Raw genomic sequence first — 18,764 nt, forward strand, 5'->3', positions numbered from 1 at the left:
CCTAGCGGCGGCTAAGCTTAGCCACGCTTGTTGTCATCCAGGTCCTCGAAATCGGCGTCGACGATATCGTCGTCGTCCGAGGTGCTCTTGGCAGCGTCATCCGCAGCAGAGGGCTCTTCTTCCGAATCGTCGCTCTGTGCCTTGTAGATCGCTTCACCCAGCTTCATGGCCGCTTCGGTCACGTTCTGGATGCCGGAGCGGATCTTCTCGGCATTGTCGGTTTCAAGCTCGTCCTTGAGCGCCGCGATGGCCAGTTCGATCGCCTCGATGGTGGTCGGGTCGACCTTGTCGGAATGCTCTTCCATCGACTTCTCGGTCGAATGGATGAGGCTTTCCGCCTGGTTCTTCGCCTCGACCAGCTCCTTGCGGGCCTTGTCGGCCTCGGCGTTGGCTTCGGCGTCCTTGACCATCTGATCGATGTCCGCGTCGGACAGACCGCCAGAGGCCTGGATCGTGATGGTCTGTTCCTTGTTGGTCGCCTTGTCCTTGGCGCCAACAGACACGATGCCGTTGGCGTCGATGTCGAAGGTCACCTCGATCTGGGGCATGCCACGGGGTGCGGGCGGGATGTCTTCAAGGTTGAATTGGCCGAGCATCTTGTTGTCGGCAGCCATCTCGCGCTCACCCTGGAACACGCGGATCGTCACGGCGTTCTGGTTGTCTTCCGCGGTGGAGAAGACCTGGCTCTTCTTGGTCGGGATCGTCGTGTTGCGGTCGATCAGGCGGGTGAAGACACCACCCAGCGTCTCGATACCCAGCGACAGCGGCGTCACGTCCAGCAGGACCACGTCCTTGACGTCACCTTGCAGAACACCGGCCTGAATGGCGGCGCCAAGGGCAACGACTTCGTCCGGGTTCACGCCCTTGTGGGGCTCTTTGCCGAAGAACTTGGTCACTTCTTCCACGACCTTGGGCATACGGGTCATACCGCCGACCAGGACGACTTCGTCCACTTCGGAGGTGGAGATCCCGGCATCCTTCAGCGCTGCCTGGCAGGGCTTCATGGAGGCTTTGATCAGGTCGCCGACCAGGCTTTCCAGCTTGGCACGGGTCAGTTTCATGACCATGTGCAGCGGCTGGCCGTTGGACCCCATGGAGATGAACGGCTGGTTGATCTCGGTCTGGGAAGAGCTGGAGAGCTCGATCTTGGCCTTTTCAGCGGCTTCCTTCAGACGCTGCAGGGCCATCTTGTCCTGGGTCAGGTCGACGTTGTGCTCTTTCTTGAACTCGCCGGCCAGGTAGTTGACGATCCGCATGTCGAAGTCTTCACCGCCCAGGAACGTGTCCCCGTTGGTGGATTTCACTTCGAACAGGCCGTCGTCGATTTCCAGGATCGTGACGTCGAAGGTACCACCGCCAAGGTCATAGACCGCGATCGTGTGGCTTTCCTGCTTGTCCAAGCCGTAGGCAAGGGCGGCAGCCGTCGGTTCGTTGATGATCCGCAGCACTTCCAGGCCGGCGATCTTGCCGGCGTCCTTGGTTGCCTGACGCTGGGCGTCGTTGAAGTAGGCGGGAACGGTGATGACGGCTTGCGTCACTTCTTCGCCGAGGTAGCTTTCGGCGGTTTCCTTCATCTTCCCGAGGATGAAGGCGGAAATCTGGGAGGGAGAGTACTTTTCGCCCTTGGATTCGACCCATGCGTCGCCGTTGCCACCGTTGATGACGTTGTACGGCAGGTTCTTCTTGTCCTTCGCCAGGTGCTCGTCGTCGAAACGACGGCCGATCAGGCGCTTGACGCCGAAGATCGTGTTGGAGGCGTTGGTCACGGCCTGACGCTTGGCGGCCTGGCCGACAAGGCGTTCGTCTTCCGCGAATGCGACGATGGATGGGGTGGTGCGAGCACCTTCGGAGTTTTCAATGACCTTGGGCTGTGCACCATCCATGATGGCGACGCAGCTGTTGGTGGTGCCGAGGTCGATACCGATCACTTTCGACATGTTTTCTTATCCCTTCTACTTAAGGCGATGTTCCGGGGCGCGGACCCAAAGCGGCATCAGTCCCCGTTCTTCAGCCGACAGCGGAGGCCCACTGCCGCGCTTCTCGGCGTATATAAGGAGGGGGCCTTAGCCCTGCAAGCCGCTCACAAGTGCGGGAGCCGCAAAAAATCCCGGGTTTTTTCGCGAATCTGCGCTCGTGATGCCATTGGGGGCCTCTCCGTGCACCCGGCTAAACTGCGCGGGCTTGGGAAATGGCCGGAATCCGCCGTCTGGAGATTGCGACGCCTGAGCGGGCCTGGACGTGGCGTCGGGCGGGGCCTTTTTACCGTCGCGACGGATGCCGTGGCCGCAAAGCGCCCCTGAGCCGGGACCGAAGCCTGGTGCCGCGGGCTACCCTGGGGGTTTCCGATAAGGGTATGTTGCCCCATCTGGACAAAAGGGACATCCTGCCAGAACCTTCAGCGGGCAATGGATCAAGCCGGACAGGAGGAAGCCGATGCTGCCGGAGCCGCTCGATATCCGTGGTGTGAAACTGTTCAAAGAGGCGCTGGCGCCCGCACAGCAGGCGGCGCTGGTTGAGGATCTGCGGGCTGTCCAGGCGCAGGCCCCGCTGTTTTCGCCCGAAACGCGGTTCGGCAAGAAGATGTCCGTGCGCATGACCTCTGCCGGGAAATACGGCTGGTACACGGACCGGCGAGGCTATCGCTATGAGCCCCGTCACCCGGATGGCCAGCCCTGGCCGCCGATCCCTGAGCCGGTGCTGGACCTCTGGCGCGCGACCACGGGACTGGGACGGGATCCAGATTGCTGCCTGATCAACTACTACGGTGAAGGCGCACGCATGGGGCTGCACCAGGACCGGGATGAGGCCGATTTCAACTGGCCGGTCATGTCCGTCTCCCTGGGGGACGAAGGCCTGTTCCGGATCGGCAACGCGGAGCGCGGCGGCAAGACGGAGTCGATCTGGCTGAAATCCGGCGACGTGCTGCTGCTGACCGGTCCCTCCCGGCTGTTGTTCCACGGCGTGGACCGGATCCGCTTCGGGTCGTCTTCCCTGCTGGCAAGAGGCGGGCGGATCAACCTGACCTGCCGTGTGGTGGATTAACGACGGGCTTCCCAGGAAAGAGAGGCGTGGCGGGTGGTATAGAACTCTGCGATCAGACCAAGGCAGAAGATCCCGATGCCCAAGTAAAGCGCGTAGCTGAGCGACGTGAAATGCGGGTTGTAGTTGATGAAGACGTAGCCGCGCGCCTGGTCGATGATGTGGAACAGCGGGTTCCAGTCGAACATGTCACGCATCTGCGGTTGCAGGTTGTTGGCCAGGAACATCTTGCCAGAGGCGATCATGTTCATGCGGCGATAGACCGTCACGGTGATCGTGGTGAATTCCGGGGCCCAGGGCTTCATCGCCAGGAAGACAAGGCCCACGGCCAGTCCGGTGAACCAGGCGACCAGGAAACACATGAAGGCGCCCACCGGATCCTCGATCATGAAGTGGCGGATCGCCACGTAGTAGAGGAACAGGATCACCAGCAGGGACAGGAACTGGATGTAGAGCGTGGACAGCGCGGCGGACGCGATGGCGATGAAGGGGTTCATCGGCGCGTGCAGCATCATGGGAGAGGCCGGACCCTGCGCGCCTGCCACGGAAGAGACCGTCTTGACGTGCAGAAGGTACAGGAAAACCCCGGACAGCATGAACAGCAGGAAATCACCGCGCACGGCACTGCGACGCAGGCCCAGCAGCTGGTAAAGAAGCAGGAAGATCGCCACAACGATGACGACCTGAATGACGTTGTTCACGATGGACATGATCGCGAACCGGTGCCGTTCTCGCACGTTGTGGGCTGCAGAATGAAAGATCAGATCCGCCATAGAAATGGCCGATTGCAACCGGTTCTGGTTGGTTCTCTGCTGGAACATCTGACCCTGCCCTTGCCTCAGGCGGAAGACTGGGCGGGAAAGCTTGCCGTCCCGTTACCGCCTTGATTTGCATAGCATAGGCCCGATACCGGGCAGGATCAATCGTTGCAACCACGGGCATTGCTGTAGGGGGAGCGCACCGCGTAGACTTCGCCTGTCACCGCGGCATCGGCGTCGCGGGACATGACCGGGGAGGGGTAGGGTGGCCAGGCCATCATTCAGCATCATCGTCGTCAGCCGGGGCAGGCCCGCATCCCTGGTGCATTGCCTGACCTCCCTGGTGCGGCTGGCCTATGCGCCCTATGAAATCATCGTTGTCGCCGATCCTGAGGGGCTGACCGCGCTGGAGGGCCGGGCAGAGTTCGCATTGATCCGGCGCATCCCCTGCGACACGCCAAATATCTCCCGCGCCCGCAATCTGGGTGTCTCCGCCGCCGGCGGAGAGGTGCTGGCCTTCATCGATGACGACGCCGTCGCAGAGCCCGGTTGGCTGGCCCATCTTGCCCGGGCGTTCGAAGTGCCTTCGGTCGCGGCGGCAACGGGCTTTACCCGTGGCCCGGACGGAATTCGCTTTCAGTCCCGCGCGGCAGAGGTGCTTGGCACCGGGCAGGAACGCGCTTTGCAGGTCGATCCCCGGCGGATCACCTTCCTGCATGCTCGTCCGGGCAGGGCGATCAAGACCGAGGGGACGAACATGGCGTTCCGGCGCGGGGTGCTTGAGGCCCTCGGCGGATTCGATCCCGCTTTTGCCTTCTACATGGATGAGACGGACCTGAACCTGCGCCTGTCGCGTCATCACGCGGTGACGGCGATCGCCCCCCTGGCTGAGGTCCACCATGCGCGCGCGCCCGGCCCTTTGCGGGCGGCGGATCGCGCGCCGCTGCACCTGGCACGGGTCGGGGTCAGTACGGCCCGTTTCCTGGCGCGCCATTGCCCGGCCGCGGACTTCGAAAGCGCCTTGGCCGGCCTGCGGGCCGAGCGCAGGCGCGGGCTTCTGGGGCATATGGTCGCCGGGCGGCTTGAGCCGGGGGATGTCCTGCGCCTGCTGTCCCAATTCGACAGTGGCGCGCGTGAGGGTCAGGCCGATCCGCGCCTCCCGGTACCGGGCTGGAGCTGGCTGGCCGAGGTCGCCGCTGAAAAGGCTGCGGTCGCGGGTGAGTTCCGCGCCTATCCGACCCTGCGCACCGCAGAGCCGGTGGTCATTGCCACGCGCAGGCTCTTCCTGCGCCGCAACCTGGCACTGGCCGAGGCGCTGGCCGCGCGTGGGCGGCCCGTGTCCCTCTTTGCCTTTTCGCCGACATGTTTAGCTCATAAGGTGCGCATGACAGAAGCTGGCGTCTGGCTGCAGGAGGGGGGAACTTTCGGCAATAGCCCGCGAACTGACCGCGGCGCGAAATTTTGGCACATGAACGGCAGATTCTCGCACGAATTGGCAAGAATCTCTGAACAGCGGTGGCAGGGCGACGTGGGTTAGGTCATGCTCTTACCGAAGCGGACCGGGACATTTTTCCGGTTTTTTCGGCAAGAGGCTCGTCGCATTCGGGAGCCAAGCTAGCTGTGTTTTAAAATTGTCTAAGCGACACTCCTGATTGAGGGTAATATTGTGAAGAACAAAGTCACCAAAGCCATTTTTCCGGTCGCGGGTCTGGGCACCCGGTTCCTTCCGGCGACGAAGTCCGTCCCGAAAGAGATCATGACGCTGGTGGACCGGCCGTTGATCCAATACGCGATCGACGAAGCGCGCGCTGCAGGCATCAAGGAGTTCATCTTTGTCACCTCGCGCGGCAAGTCGGCACTGGAAGACTACTTCGACCATTCCCCGGTCCTCGAAGAGGAGCTGGAGCGCAAGGGCAAGACAGAGCTTCTGGACGTGCTCAAGCAAACCTACATGGACTCTGGTGCCATCGCCTACATCCGCCAGCACAAGGCCCTTGGCCTGGGCCACGCGGTCTGGTGCGCCCGTCGCCTGATCGGGGATGAGCCCTTTGCGGTGATCCTGCCCGATGACGTCATCGCGGCAGAGAAACCCTGCCTTCAGCAGATGATCGAAGCCTTCGAGGAAAGCCCTGCCTCCATGGTTGCCGCCATGGAAGTGCCGCCCGAGAAGGCCAGCGCCTATGGTGTCCTGGACGTGAAAGAGGACATGGGTTCTGTCGTGTCCGTCAAGGGCATGGTCGAGAAGCCCAAGCCCGGCACGGCACCGTCCAACCTGGCGGTGATCGGTCGTTACGTGCTGCAGAACAGCGTGATGGAAAACCTGGACCAGATGAAAAGCGGTGCCGGCGGAGAGATCCAGCTGACCGATGCGATCGCGGATGAGATCACCGCAGGCCGCCCGGTGCATGGGTTCCGCTTCAAGGGCCAGCGCTTCGACTGCGGGTCCAAGGCCGGTTTCCTTCAGGCAACGGTGTCCTTCGGCCTTGGCCGCCCGGATCTGCGCGAGGAACTGTTGAACTACCTCGAAGACGTCATGCATATCGAGCACGCCGCGCAGTAAGGCTATGAACCCGTCGCCGTCTTGCATTTCCCGGCCCTTTTACAGGTCAGGGAAAGCATGACGGCGATGGGACTTTACTGGCACCACAACGTCGTGGGCGCGCGATCAACCTCGGCAGCGGCATGGGTTTTCCCGCGCAACAGCTGTTAGACCTGCCGCGCGCGATTACAGACAGGACGGTGACTTGCGAAGAGGGCCCGCGCCGTCCGGGAGATGCAACCAAGCTTGCGTCAGGTTCGACCCGTGCAGAGACAGGGCTTGGCTGGACGCCACGACGGTCGACCATGTATCAGATGATCGAAGATGCATGGAAATGGCATAGAACAGGACATTACGAGGGCTGATGCCCCACCCCCTGCGCGGCTTTTGGACGTAACGCGTCTGACCAGCCGGGCGGGGCGCGTCCTGACAGGCATCGACCGGGTAGAGGCCGCCTGGCTGGATGCCCTTCTGGTGGAAAAGACGCCCCTTTTTGGACTTGCGCGTGTTGCGGGGGCCTATGTTCTGCTGGACAAGTTCGGCCTGTCGACCTTGCGCGACCGGCTGGTGGGGGGCGCCCCCTGGGGTCCGGTCCATCCGCTCTTTAGGCTGGCCCGCAAGCTGGCCCCTCTGCAACGCCGCGCGCAATCGGATCTCTGGCGTGCGGCCCGCGCCCGCGTGCCCCGACCGACACTGCCGCTGTTGCTGGGGCGCCTTCCCGCTGGCTTCGTCTACATCAACCTGGGTCATACGAACCTCACGCCACGGGTCCTTGGGGCGGTCCGCAAGCGTCCGGGCGCGCGGGTCACGGTCTTTCTGCATGACACGATCCCACTGGATTTCCCGCACTTCCAGGCAGAAGGCGTGCCTGCGCGGTTCCGCGCCCTGCTGGACACAGCCGCCCAGGCGGACCTGATCCTGTGCAACTCAACGGTCACGGCGGATGATCTGCGCCGCCACATCCCTGCACCGCCGCCGATCCAGGTCGTGCCGCTTGGCGTGACGCGGACACGACCGGATCCCGCAGCGCTGCGGCCCAACCTGCCGCCGGACCGGCCCTATTTTCTGGTCACCGGAACGATCGAGCCGCGCAAGAACCACGCGACCCTGGTCTCCACCTGGGAGTTGTTGGCAAGTCGTCTTCCGCCGGCCGAGATGCCCGTGCTTGTCATCGCGGGTAGTCGCGGCTGGCGGAACACGGATGTCTTCGAACGGCTTGATAGTTCCGCCCTGCGCGGCACGCACATCCTGGAATGCGAGGGGCTCTCAGACGGCGCGCTTGCCGCGCTGACCGAGGGCGCCAGAGCCTGCCTCTTTCCCAGTCTCGCCGAAGGCTACGGGCTTCCCGCTGCGGAAGCTGCTGCTGCGGGCCGCCCGCTGGCCTGTTCGGATCTGCCGGTTCTGCGAGAGATTCTGGGGGATTACCCAGTTTACCTACCCGCTAGGGATGTTTATTGCTGGGCTGCTTACATTGAGAGGATGATTGCGCCGGGGTCGGAAAGTGTTTCTACTTCAGCGCGCTCCGGTCAGTATCGCCCGATGACATGGCAAGGCCATTTCAAGGCGGCGTTAAAGCTAAGCTGATAGGGCGGTCACCCGGAACATCCTGGCCTGGCCAGAATGGGCGTCGAAGAGGTATTGAGTGCGCATTGCTGAGCGATACCGGCTGAGGACCGAGCGTCGGAGGCTCCTGCTGCGCGCTTTGCGCAAGGGCGCCTCCCTGCGCACGGTTGCCGATCGAACCCGCAAGATCACTCAGGGCGATATCCTGTTGTTCTGCACCCTGCGCAATGAACAGGTCCGGCTGCCCTATTTCTTGGAATACTATCGGCAGATGGGAGTTCAGCACTTCCTCTTTGTCGATAACGACAGCGACGACGGATCCCGCGAATACCTCTCTGCCCAGCCCGACTGCAGCGTCTGGCACACGCTGGCGGGCTACAAGCGGTCGCGCTTCGGGATGGACTGGATCACGCGGCTCCAGATTGCCTATGCCCATGGACACTGGTGCCTGACGGTCGATCCGGATGAGTTCTTCGTCTATCCCTTCTGCGACGCGCGGCCGCTTTCTGCGCTGACCGACTGGCTGGACGACAGTTCAATCAAGAGCTTCTCCGCCATGCTGTTGGACATGTATCCCAAGGGGCCCATCGGGGCGCAGCCCTATCGGCCCGGACAGGATCCGCTTGAGATCGCCTCCTGGTTCGATGCCGGGAACTACACGATCGAGCGCAACGGGAAGTATGCCAACCTGTGGATACAGGGCGGCCCGCGCATGCGCATCTTCTTTGCAGATCAGCCGCAAAACGCCCCGGCCCTGAACAAGATTCCATTGGTGAAATGGGATCGGGCCTATGCCTACGTCAGCTCCACACATATGCTTCTGCCAAGGGGCCTCAATCTGGTTTACGACGAATGGGGCGGGGAGAAGGCGAGCGGCGTGCTGCTACATACGAAATTCCTGGACACGTTTTCCGCCAAGGCGGAAGAGGAGCTTGCGCGACGCCAGCACTATGGCGCGAGCCGGGAATACATCGCATATCACCACATGCTGAAGGAGCGCCCAGAGCTGTGGTGCAAGTGGTCCGAGAAATACATCAACTGGCGACAACTTGAGATCCTTGGGCTCATGTCCAAGGGCAACTGGGCATGACGATCGGCATCGTCATGCTGGTGCACACCGCGCTCGACAGGGCAGAGCTGGTGGTGCGACACTGGTCCGCGGGGGGCTGCCCTGTCGTGATCCATTGCGACCGAAAGGTACCCAAGCGCGAATACGAGGACTTCCGCAACAAGCTGTCGGATGTGCCCGGCGTGGCCTTCGCGACACGGCATCGTTGTGAATGGGGGGCATGGGGCATTGTCGCGGCCACCCAGACCGCCTGTGAGATGCTGCTGGCGGAACATGCGGATGTGCAGCACATCTACCTGACCTCCGGCTCCTGCCTGCCCCTGCGCCCCGTGCAGGAGCTGATCGACTACCTGGCGGCCCGGCCCCGCACCGATTTCATCGAAAGTGCCACGACCGCCGATGTCCCCTGGACCGTCGGCGGGCTGGATGCGGAACGGTTCACCCTGCGGTTTCCCTTTTCATGGAAGAAGAACCGCCGGGCGTTTGATGCCTATGTCCGCCTGCAACGCCGGATCCGCTTTCGCCGCCGGATCCCCTTCGGGCTGGTGCCGCACATGGGCAGCCAGTGGTGGTGCCTGTCGCGCCGCACGCTGGAAAAGATCCTCAACGATCCGCGCCGCTCGGTCTACGACCGCTACTTCCGCAAGGTCTGGATCCCGGACGAAAGCTATTTCCAGTCCCTTGCCCGGATCCATTCGATCCAGGTGGAAAGCCGGTCCCTGACGCTGTCGAAGTTCGATTTCCAGGGCAAGCCCTACATCTTCTACGATGACCACCTGCAGCTTCTGCGCCGTTCGGATTGCTTCGTGGCCCGCAAGATCTGGCCGAAGGCAGAGCGGGTCTACCGGGCCTTCCTGACCGATGCGGAAGGGGCCATGAACCGGACCGAACCCAACCCCGGCAAGATCGACCGCATCTTCTCCAAGGCGGTCGAGCGGCGCACCCGTGGACGGCCCGGCCTGTACATGCAAAGCCGTTATCCGAACGACGGGTGGGAAAACGGGCTGACCGGGGCCAAGTACTCTGTCTTCCAGGGGTTCACCGAACTTTTCGTGGAGTTCGAGCTTTGGTTGTCCCGCACAACGGGCTGCCGGGTCCACGGGCATATCTTCGGGCCGGGGAACGCCCAGTTCGCGAATGAGCAGTTCGAAATCAACGGGGCGCTGACCGCCTCTGCCGCGATGCGAGATTATGCGCCGCGTGACTTCCTGACCAACCTCAACTGGAACACCCGGGGCGAACGCCAGTGTTTCCAGTATTCCCCGCGGGCCAACCAGGCCGTGGCCTGGGACATGGCCAAGGACACCAATGCGCAGATCTCCGTCATCTCTGGGGCCTGGGCCGTGCCGCTGTTCCAGACCGGCGGCGATTTCGTGGAAATCCGAAGAGAGGCCGCGCGCCTGCAAAAGGTCGAGAACGAGTTCCTTGCCACCCTGCGCTCCTCTTACGCGAAGGCGCGGATCAAGGTCTGGACCATGGCGGATTTCGTGGAAAACCCCGCTGAACCGCTTCAGAGCGTGATCGACGAAATCGGCAGCCGCTCGGTGCGGCGTCTGTCCGAAATGCCCAAGATGGTGGATCTGACCGGCTTCGGCGAGTTCCTCCAGAACCTCAAGAACCAGGGAATGCATCCCTATCTCATGGGGGATTTCCCCGCCCACCCGATGGCGTCGCCGGTGATCGAGAAACCCCGCAAGCCTTACCTAATCCAGAAGTAAATCCCGATGCCGGACTACGACTATTTCATCGTCTTTGCAGAGATGCGGACAGGCTCCAACTTCCTTGAGGCCAACCTGAACGCGCTCGACGGCGTCGCTTGCCTCGGAGAGGTGTTTAACCCGCATTTCATCGGATACCCGAACCGCAGCGAATGCCTGGGTATCGGGAAGGCTGAGCGGGATGCCGACCCTGCCGTGATGCTGGACGCGCTGCGTGCGGCACCGGGGCTGAACGGCTTTCGCTATTTCCATGACCATGACCCGCGTGTCTTCGAGCTGGTCATGCAGGATCCGCGGTGTGCCAAGGTGGTGCTGATCCGCAATCCGCTGGACAGCTACGTCAGCTGGAAGATCGCGCGGGCCACGGACCAGTGGAAGCTGACCGATGTCCGCCGGCGCCGGGCCGAAAAGGTGACGTTCGACGCGGCAGAGTTCACCCGCTTCCTGACCCGCCTGCAGGATTTCCAGGTACAGCTCACGCGGGGGCTGCAACATGCGGGGCAGGCGGCCTTCCATCTTGCCTACGAGGATCTGCAGGATCTTGAGATGTTCAACGGCCTCGCGGCCTACCTGGGGGCAGAGGCGCGTCTGCCGGCGCTGGACCAGTCGCTGAAGATCCAGAACCCCGGTCCCGTCGATGACAAGGTCACCAACCCCGAGGACATGCAGGCGGCGCTGGCGAAGCTGGATCGTTTCAACCTGAACCGCACCCCGAACTTCGAGCCCCGCCGCGGCCCCCAGGTGCCCAGTTTCGTCGCGGCGTCTGATCTGCCGCTGCTCTACATGCCGATGCGGGGCGGGCCGGAAGACCAGGTTGCCGCATGGCTGGCCTCCATCGGTCCGAAGGGGGGCGAGCCACTGCGCGACTTCTCGCAGAAGGAACTCCGGAAATGGAAGCGGGCCAACCCCGGGCATCGTAGCTTTACCGTGCTGCGCCATCCGTTGGCCCGCGCCCATGCTGTGTTCTGTCAGAAGATCCTGGCGACCGGGCCGGGCACCTTTTCAGAAATCCGCAAGACCCTGATCCAGCGCTACAAGGTCCCGCTTCCCAAGCCGGGCGAGCTTCCCGCCAGCGCGGCAGAGCACCGGGCCGCCTTCCTGGGCTTCCTTGATTTCCTGGGCGCGAACCTGGCCGGGCAGACAGAGATCCGCGTCGATGCCCATTGGGCGACCCAAAGCGCGGTGCTGGAGGGGATGGCCCAGTTTGCCCTGCCCGATGTCCTGGTCCGGGAGGATGACATGCAGAGCGTCCTGCCAGCGCTTTCAACGGCCCTTGGCGGGCTGAACAGCGGGCCCTCTCCGACCGGGCCAGAGCAGCCCTACGCGCTGGCGGATATCTATTCCCCCGAAGTGGAGGCCAAGGCCGCCGAGGTCTACCAGCGCGACTACGTGATGTTCGGCTTCGGCCCCTGGAAGGGCTAGCCGCGATCCAAGAAGCGCTTGAACACGAAAAGGGGCCCCTCAGGGCCCCTTGTTGTCTCATGCGAGCGGCGGTGCCGTCTCAGGCGGCCTTCATGTCCTGTTCGGCAATCAGGATGGCATGAAGGGTCGCGGGGTCCGCATTGGCCCTCAGCTTCTTGCACAGCGTGGAGTCGCGCAGGGTGCGGGACACCAGTGCCAGCGCCTTGAGGTGTTCAACCCCGGCCTCTTCGGGTGCGAAGAGCGCAAAGACGATATCCACCGGCTGCCGGTCGACCGAGGAGAAATCCACGGGCTTTTCCAGCCGCAGGAAGATGCCGGAGACCTGTTCGATCCCCTTCATCCTTGCGTGGGGCAAAGCGACACCATGGCCGACACCCGTCGGACCAAGGCTTTCGCGGTCCAGCAGGGCTTCAACCACCAGATCCTGCTCCAGGTCGTAGGCCGAATGCGCCAGATCCCCGACATCCTGCAAGAGTCGCTTCTTGCTGGATGCCGACGAGATCACCTTGATCGCATCGGGCTTGATAATCTGTGACAGTTTCATACCGCTCTCGACTGTTCTTCGATTGGGATTTCAGTTCCTTGGATCGATCCAGCCAATGTTCCCGTCGTCACGCCGATAGACCACGTTCACCCCGTCCTTGCCTTCATTGCGAAAGACCAGCACAGGCGCCCCGGCGAGCTCCATCTGCATGACGGCCTCTCCGACCGAAAGCGACGGGATCTGTGTTTCCATCTCTGCAACGATAACCGGCTGCAGCGTATCGGGTTCCGATTCCTCGCCTTCCTGATCCGAGGCGAGGATATAAGAGGAGGCTCCCAGAAGTTCAACAGGCTCCGCCCGTGTTTTGTGGTGATCTTTCAACCGACGCTTGTATCGGCGGATCTGCTTCTCCATCTTTTCACAGCTGTCGTCTAGGGCGGCGTAGATCTCGGGGGCGCGTCCCTTGGACTGGGCGGTCAGCCCAGAGGATAGATGCACCGTGGTTTCACAAATGAACTCATGCGCGGACTTGGAAAATGTCACGTTCGCATCGGTCGGCCGTTGGGCGTATTTCTCCATCACGGCATCGAGCTCCGTTCTCACGTGCTCCTGCAGGGCATCACCGATATCGATCTGTTTTCCGGCAATCTGGTAGCGCATTCCGTCTCCTTTCATGACAATTCGGGCGTCTCCCGGCGACTGGTCGCCGGAACGTCAGATCCGAATGCTGCGGAAGTATGACAGGGTCGCAGCATCTTCACGCTCGAAACCGCCGAGGCGGGGAGTGAAAGCTTCATGAGGGTGCCGCGAAACTGTCATGACTCCATTTGATCGGGAGTCGGGCGCAACTGTCAACGAATTCCGGTGCTCAGCCTTTCCAAAGACTAACTTCGCCGATTGTCGGCGGAATACCGCTTTTTGTTTTCATATCAACGGGATAGGCTGTGGCGTCATACCCGCCCTGGGTGAGCTTCCGCTGGGAAACATAAGCGTTACAAGAGCAAGATGTCGCATGACGCAGCCAGCGATCGCGCTGCGGTGTGACGGCGCGGCGGGGGCGGGCCCCTCAGCTGATGCGGAAGTTATCGCCCAGGTAGACGCGGCGGACGTTGTCGTTCATCACCACCTCGTCCGGGGTGCCGGACATCAGCACCTTGCCGTCATGAAGGATATAGGCGCGGTCCACGATGGCCAGGGTCTCGCGGACGTTGTGATCGGTGATCAGCACCCCGATACCGCGCTTCTTCAGATCAGCGACCAGGTGCCGGATATCCGCGACAGAGATCGGATCGACCCCCGCGAAGGGCTCATCCAGCAGCAGGTACTTGGGATCGGCCGCAAGACAGCGCGCGATCTCCACCCGCCGCCGTTCGCCGCCGGACAGGGCAAGGGCAGGCGCGCGCCGCAGGTGTTCGATGGAGAATTCCGACAGCAGCTCTTCCAGGCGCTCGCGGCGCTTGTGGCGGTCCGAATGCGTGATGTCGAGGATCGCGGCGATGTTGTCTTCGACGTTCAGGCCCCGGAAAATCGACATTTCCTGCGGCAGGTAGCCGATTCCCAGCTTCGCGCGGCGGTACATCGGCAGGCCGGTCACATCTGTCCCGTCCAGCTTGACGCGTCCACCTTCGTTCCGCACCAGCCCGGCGATGGCGTAAAAGGTCGTGGTCTTGCCGGAGCCATTGGGCCCCAGCAGCGCAACGACCTCTCCCCGGTCCAGCGTCATGGAGACATCCCGGATCACGACGCGCTTCTTGTAGGCCTTGCGCAGGCCTTCGATCTGCAGGCCATGCGCGCTTTCGGTGACAGAGAGATCCGCCATGGATCAGTCTTTCCCTTGCTGAAGCACGGTGCGCACATTGCCGTCCAGCCGCGCGGTGCCAGAGGTCAGGTCCACCTGCATCCGGTCAGAGGTGACCACGGCCGGACCGCGCAAAAGCATGACATTGCCCCGCATCATGATCGTGCCGCTGACCACGTCGTAATCGGCGGCCTCTGCCTCTGCGGTGTCCTCACCGCTGACCAGCAGGACCTGTCCGGTGGCTTCAAGGCGGCTGATCTGCTCGCCGGCCTCATCGTAGTGAACCTTCACCTGGGTGGCGGAGAGGCGCATCTCGTTCTGGGCGATGCGGACATTGCCGTCGAAAACGGCCGATCCATCGGCCTGATCGACCGAAAGCTGATCCGAGTTGACCTCGATCGGGGCAGAGGTGTCACCCGCCGCGCCAAAGCCAAGCTGCGTCTGGGCAGAGGCAATGGTGGCGACAAGAAGGAGCGGCGCAAGGCGCAGGCTGCGCGCGAAAATCTTCAGGGTCTTCACGGTCACTCCTCGTCGGGCAAGTCATCTTGGATCGCGGCGGGGGCGTTGCCGTCTTCGGACCCCTGTGCGGGTTCATATATCAGGTGCACGCCCTCCGTGAAAAGAAGATAGGCGTTGTCCTCTTCTCCGCGAGAGGTCAGCGCCATCTGTCCGGCGGTGAAGATGCCAAGCGGACCGTTGCCGCGGATCTCGCCTTCGGAACTGGCGCGGATCTCTGTCAGGCCGGCGTTCAGCACCTCTGTCTCGATCCGGTAGCCGGTGGAAGAGGTGATCGTGACGCCGCCGCTCAGGTGGGCATTGTCCACCTTGCGGTCGATCTCTCCGCCATCCGCGCGGAAGGTGATCTGCTGGCCGGAGGTCAGGTCGATCCTGGCCGAAAGCGTCTCTGCCGCCATCTGCTGATCCCCGGTGGGCGTGGCCGTTTCCGCGGTAAAGGCAATCAGGTCCCCGGCTTCCGTCGCCCCGGCGAAAGAGGGCGCGACGATGCGTTCGCTGCGGGCGGCATCCTGCAGGTCGATGGTCGTGAAGGGGATGGTGGAGACCGGGTCCGTGCGCTTGGACAACAGGAACAGGGTCGAGAGGATCCCGATCGCCGCCAGGGGCAGCACCACCTTGAGGATGGAGACAAGGCGGGAGAGGGATCGTTCGCTCAGGGCCATGACGGGTCAGCTATGGGCGAAGATGTCGGTATCCGGCCATCCGGCCAGGTCGAGCTTGGCGCGCGTGGGCAGGAAATCGAAACAGGCCTGGGCGATCTCGGTCCGGCCCTCGCGCTCCAGCCGCTTGTCCAGTGCCTCGCGCAGGCGGTGCAGGTAAAGAACGTCGCTGGCCGCGTAATCAAGCTGGGCGTCGGTCAGTTTCTCAGCGCCCCAGTCGCTCATCTGCTGCTGCTTGGACAGGTCCACGCCGATCAGCTCCTGGGTCAGGTTCTTCAGCCCGTGCCGGTCCGTGTAGGTCCTCACGAGCCGAGAGGCGATCTTGGTGCAATAGACCGGGGCGGCCAGCGCGCCGAAGGCGTTGTACATGGCCGCGATATCGAAGCGCCCGTAGTGGAAAAGCTTCAGGACCTTCGGGTCTTCCAGCATTCGGCACAGGTTCGGCGCCTCTGTCTGGCCCTTCTCGATCTGAACGATATGGGCATTGCCGTCACCGCCGGACATCTGCACCACGCAAAGCCGGTCGCGCTGCGGGTTCAAGCCCATGGTCTCGCAATCGATCGCCACGAATGGACCAAGGTCCAGCCCGTCCGGCAGGTCGTTCTTGTAAAGATGGTTGGTCACGGCCGCGCTTTCCTGCTGTCTTTCCCTGAATTAGTGCCTCCCCGTGCCGGATGCAAATGGCGCGGCACCTGCACAGAGGGAACTGTATCGGGGGAACGGGCGCAGCCCGCATCGAGCGGCCTGCGCCCGTGGGCGTGCAGGGCACGCCCGGCGCAAGGGCCGATGGCGCACCCGAAGCAGGGAAGACTGTGCAGAAAAAGGGCCCCGAAGGGCCCTCTCACGTCTCACCGGATCTGCATCACGCCGCCTGCTTCAGGCGCTTTCGAAAAGCCCTTCGGCCTTCACCTTTTCCATCGCCTCGTCCAGCGACAGGCGGGCCCGTTCGATCAGCAGGTCGATCTCCGCCTTAGTGATCGTCAGCGGCGGAGAGATGATCATCCGGTCGCCCACGTGGCGCATCACCAGGTTGTTGGCAAAGCAGCGTTCGCGGACCATGTAGCCCACCGTGCCGCCGGGGGCCTTGAAGGCCGCGCGGCTGGCCTTGTCCGGGGTCAGCGCGATGGAGCCCATGGCCCCCACGATCTTTGCCTCGCCCACCATCGGATGATCGGCCAGCTCTTCGAACCTGGCTTTCAGGTAGGGGCCGGTGTCCTCCCGCAGGGTGTCGACGATCTTTTCTTCTTCCAGGATGCGCAGGTTTTCCAGCGCCACGGCCGCCGCAACCGGGTGCCCGGAGTAGGTGTAGCCGTGGTTGAACTCGGTCGCGCCGACGACCGCGGCGACCTCGTCCGACAGGATCGAGCCGCCGATGGGCTGATAGCCAGAGGACAGGCCCTTGGCGATGGTCATGATGTCGGGGCGGATGCCCACGGTTTCAGAGCCGAACCAGTTGCCGGTGCGCCCGAAGCCGCAGATGACCTCATCCGCGATCAGCAGGATCTCGTACTTGTCACAGATGCGCTGGATCTCGGGCCAGTAGGTCGCGGGGGGCACGATCACGCCGCCAGCACCCTGGATCGGCTCTGCGATGAAGGCCGCGACCTTGTCCTCGCCCAGCTCCAGGATGGCCTTTTCCAGCTGCTGTGCGCGCTCCAGGCCGAAGTCCTCGGGCGACAAGTCGCCGCCTTCGTTCCACCAGTCGGGCTGGTCGATGTGGTGGATGCCGGGGATCGGCAGACCGCCCTGGGCATGCATCCCCTTCATTCCGCCAAGGGAGCCGGAGCCCACGGAAGAGCCGTGATAGGCGTTCCAGCGCGAGATGATCACCTGTTTCTCGGGCTTGCCCTTTTCCGCCCAGTAGGTGCGCACCAGCCGCAGGTTGGTGTCATTCGCCTCAGACCCGGAAGAGGAATACATCACGTGGTTCAAATCGCCCGGCGCCAGCTCTGCCAGCTTGGCGGACAGCGCGATCACCGGCGTGTGGGTCGTCATGAAGAAGGTGTTATAATAGGGCAGTTCGCGCATCTGGCGGGCGGCGGCCTCGACCAGTTCTTCGCGGCCATAGCCGACGTTGACGCACCACAGGCCCGCCATGGCATCCAGGATATCCTGGCCTTCGCTGTCCTTCAGCCAGACCCCATTGGCAGAGGTGATGACGCGCACGCCACGTTCCTTCAGCTCCGTCTGGGTCGAGAAGGGATGGAAATGGTGCGCCGCGTCCAGAGCCTGAAGCTCTTCCGTGGGCATGTGGTTGGTGATCGTCGCCATTGCGTCATCCTTTCTGTGTCCGGTCGTCGGAAGGCGGGGATAAAGAACCGCGCGCCGGGCGGTAGCCGATTCGACCGGAATCCGCCCCCTGGGGGCGACTTTTCAATCCTGCTCGCAGAATATGATCAAATTATGGGCTGTCAATCGAATCGCGGTGTCATGGCATGATCCGGGCAACGCCGGCGCGATGCGGGTGCCCGATCCCTGCGCTCAGAGAGACTGCGCGATCATGTCCATGCCCTGGTTGAGATCGCCGACCATCGCGGCCGCCGCCATGTCAGCATCCCGGGCCTTCATCGCGCCGATCAGATCCTTGTGCATGTCCGGCAGGTTACGGGTGCCGAACTGGCCGCAGACCACCCGCAGGGAGGGGCCGAAACGCAGCCAGAGTCCTTCGACGATGCCGGCAAGGATGGGGGCATCGGCGACGTGGTTCAGGCGCGCGTGGAAGTGATGGTTCTGTACCAGGTAGTCATGCACGTTGCCGCGCCGGATCGCCTCGTCCAAATGTGTATCTGCCTCTTCCAGCGCGGAAATATCGGCGGTGGTCGCCTTGCGGCAAGCGCGCCGCGCCAGTTCCGGCTCTAGCGCGAGGCGGGCGAATCGCAGCTCTTCCACGTCCTCCGGACCCAGCACCGGGACGGAAATCCGGCGGTTGCCGCGGAACTCCAGCGCACCTTCGGCCATCATCCGCCGCAGGGCTTCGCGCACCGGGGTCATGCCCGCGCCCAGCTCTGCCACGAGGCCCTGGATAGTGATGGCCTGACCCGGTTCGAACTGACCGAACAGCACGCGTTCACGCAATGCGCGATACACAACCTCGTGGGCTGGCAGCCGCGCGGCGGCCTCGCCCTGCGCTTCGGTCTCCTGCACTGCCTGCAAATTCATCATCTCACTCAGCGTCATCCTCGTCATGAGTACATCTTGC

General features: G+C 62.9%; 17 protein-coding genes. 7 read left to right on the forward strand and 10 right to left on the reverse strand.

Annotated features, from left to right (window positions below):
- Nucleotides 1-17: 17 nt before the first annotated feature.
- Nucleotides 18-1,937 carry a molecular chaperone DnaK gene (gene dnaK, locus HCZ97_RS13170; protein ID WP_167689179.1) on the reverse strand — a complete coding sequence of 640 codons (1,920 nt, stop codon included), beginning with the start codon at nucleotides 1,935-1,937 and terminating at the stop codon, nucleotides 18-20.
- A 496-nt stretch (nucleotides 1,938-2,433) separates the two neighbouring features.
- Here dnaK and HCZ97_RS13175 point away from each other — a divergent pair, with 496 nt between their 5' ends.
- On the forward strand, nucleotides 2,434-3,042 hold the full coding sequence (locus HCZ97_RS13175; RefSeq protein ID WP_167689180.1) for an alpha-ketoglutarate-dependent dioxygenase AlkB: 609 nt from the start codon (nucleotides 2,434-2,436) through the stop codon (nucleotides 3,040-3,042).
- Here HCZ97_RS13175 and HCZ97_RS13180 read toward each other — a convergent pair.
- On the reverse strand, nucleotides 3,039-3,860 hold the full coding sequence (locus tag HCZ97_RS13180) for an ABC transporter permease (RefSeq protein ID WP_167689181.1): 822 nt from the start codon (nucleotides 3,858-3,860) through the stop codon (nucleotides 3,039-3,041). The genes HCZ97_RS13175 and HCZ97_RS13180 overlap by 4 nt on opposite strands.
- 202 nt (nucleotides 3,861-4,062) lie before the next feature.
- Here HCZ97_RS13180 and HCZ97_RS13185 point away from each other — a divergent pair, with 202 nt between their 5' ends.
- The 6 genes from HCZ97_RS13185 (at nucleotide 4,063) to HCZ97_RS13210 (ending at nucleotide 12,108) form a co-directional block, all read left to right on the forward strand.
- Nucleotides 4,063-5,334 (forward strand): glycosyltransferase, encoded by a 1,272-nt coding sequence (locus tag HCZ97_RS13185; protein WP_167689182.1) that lies wholly within the window; start codon nucleotides 4,063-4,065, stop codon nucleotides 5,332-5,334.
- Between the two features lie 129 nt (nucleotides 5,335-5,463).
- On the forward strand, nucleotides 5,464-6,357 hold the full coding sequence (gene galU / locus HCZ97_RS13190) for a UTP--glucose-1-phosphate uridylyltransferase GalU (RefSeq protein WP_167689183.1): 894 nt from the start codon (nucleotides 5,464-5,466) through the stop codon (nucleotides 6,355-6,357).
- A gap of 366 nt (nucleotides 6,358-6,723) precedes the next feature.
- Nucleotides 6,724-7,920, forward strand: coding sequence for a glycosyltransferase family 1 protein (locus HCZ97_RS13195; protein ID WP_254871520.1), 1,197 nt, complete (start codon nucleotides 6,724-6,726; stop codon nucleotides 7,918-7,920).
- Between the two features lie 58 nt (nucleotides 7,921-7,978).
- Nucleotides 7,979-8,989, forward strand: coding sequence for a glycosyltransferase family 2 protein (locus HCZ97_RS13200; RefSeq protein ID WP_167689185.1), 1,011 nt, complete (start codon nucleotides 7,979-7,981; stop codon nucleotides 8,987-8,989).
- Entirely contained in the window at nucleotides 8,986-10,686 is a 1,701-nt protein-coding gene (locus tag HCZ97_RS13205; RefSeq protein WP_167689186.1) for a beta-1,6-N-acetylglucosaminyltransferase, read from the forward strand. Before HCZ97_RS13200 ends, HCZ97_RS13205 begins: the two co-directional genes overlap by 4 nt.
- Nucleotides 10,687-10,692: 6 nt before the next feature.
- Nucleotides 10,693-12,108: a sulfotransferase domain-containing protein gene (locus tag HCZ97_RS13210; RefSeq protein WP_167689187.1), complete on the forward strand. Its 1,416-nt coding sequence runs from the start codon at nucleotides 10,693-10,695 to the stop codon at nucleotides 12,106-12,108.
- 79 nt (nucleotides 12,109-12,187) lie between these two features.
- Here the strand turns inward: HCZ97_RS13210 and HCZ97_RS13215 are convergent, their stop codons facing one another.
- The 8 genes from HCZ97_RS13215 to HCZ97_RS13250 all read right to left on the reverse strand — a co-directional run bounded on the left by HCZ97_RS13215 (nucleotide 12,188) and on the right by HCZ97_RS13250 (nucleotide 18,724).
- On the reverse strand, nucleotides 12,188-12,652 hold the full coding sequence (locus tag HCZ97_RS13215) for a PTS sugar transporter subunit IIA (protein ID WP_167689188.1): 465 nt from the start codon (nucleotides 12,650-12,652) through the stop codon (nucleotides 12,188-12,190).
- Nucleotides 12,653-12,682: 30 nt separating this feature from the next.
- Nucleotides 12,683-13,252 carry a ribosome-associated translation inhibitor RaiA gene (raiA, locus tag HCZ97_RS13220; RefSeq protein ID WP_167689189.1) on the reverse strand — a complete coding sequence of 190 codons (570 nt, stop codon included), beginning with the start codon at nucleotides 13,250-13,252 and terminating at the stop codon, nucleotides 12,683-12,685.
- A 406-nt stretch (nucleotides 13,253-13,658) separates the two neighbouring features.
- The gene (gene lptB / locus HCZ97_RS13225) at nucleotides 13,659-14,411 is read right to left on the reverse strand and encodes an LPS export ABC transporter ATP-binding protein (RefSeq protein WP_167689190.1); all 753 of its coding nucleotides are present in this window, start codon (nucleotides 14,409-14,411) and stop codon (nucleotides 13,659-13,661) included.
- A gap of 3 nt (nucleotides 14,412-14,414) precedes the next feature.
- The gene (locus HCZ97_RS13230; protein WP_368484375.1) at nucleotides 14,415-14,915 is read right to left on the reverse strand and encodes an LptA/OstA family protein; all 501 of its coding nucleotides are present in this window, start codon (nucleotides 14,913-14,915) and stop codon (nucleotides 14,415-14,417) included.
- On the reverse strand, nucleotides 14,912-15,568 hold the full coding sequence (locus HCZ97_RS13235; RefSeq protein ID WP_167689191.1) for a hypothetical protein: 657 nt from the start codon (nucleotides 15,566-15,568) through the stop codon (nucleotides 14,912-14,914). The genes HCZ97_RS13230 and HCZ97_RS13235 overlap by 4 nt, the downstream gene beginning before the upstream one ends.
- 6 nt (nucleotides 15,569-15,574) lie before the next feature.
- Nucleotides 15,575-16,189: a ribonuclease D gene (locus tag HCZ97_RS13240; RefSeq protein ID WP_167689192.1), complete on the reverse strand. Its 615-nt coding sequence runs from the start codon at nucleotides 16,187-16,189 to the stop codon at nucleotides 15,575-15,577.
- A gap of 252 nt (nucleotides 16,190-16,441) precedes the next feature.
- Nucleotides 16,442-17,836 (reverse strand): aspartate aminotransferase family protein, encoded by a 1,395-nt coding sequence (locus HCZ97_RS13245; RefSeq protein ID WP_167689193.1) that lies wholly within the window; start codon nucleotides 17,834-17,836, stop codon nucleotides 16,442-16,444.
- A gap of 210 nt (nucleotides 17,837-18,046) precedes the next feature.
- Complete coding sequence (locus tag HCZ97_RS13250) at nucleotides 18,047-18,724, reverse strand: GntR family transcriptional regulator (protein ID WP_167689235.1); 678 nt, start codon at nucleotides 18,722-18,724, stop codon at nucleotides 18,047-18,049.
- Between the last annotated feature and the right edge of the window lie 40 nt (nucleotides 18,725-18,764).

This window comes from Pseudooceanicola sp. HF7, from assembly GCF_011806405.1.
In the GTDB taxonomy this organism is placed as follows: domain Bacteria; phylum Pseudomonadota; class Alphaproteobacteria; order Rhodobacterales; family Rhodobacteraceae; genus Pseudooceanicola.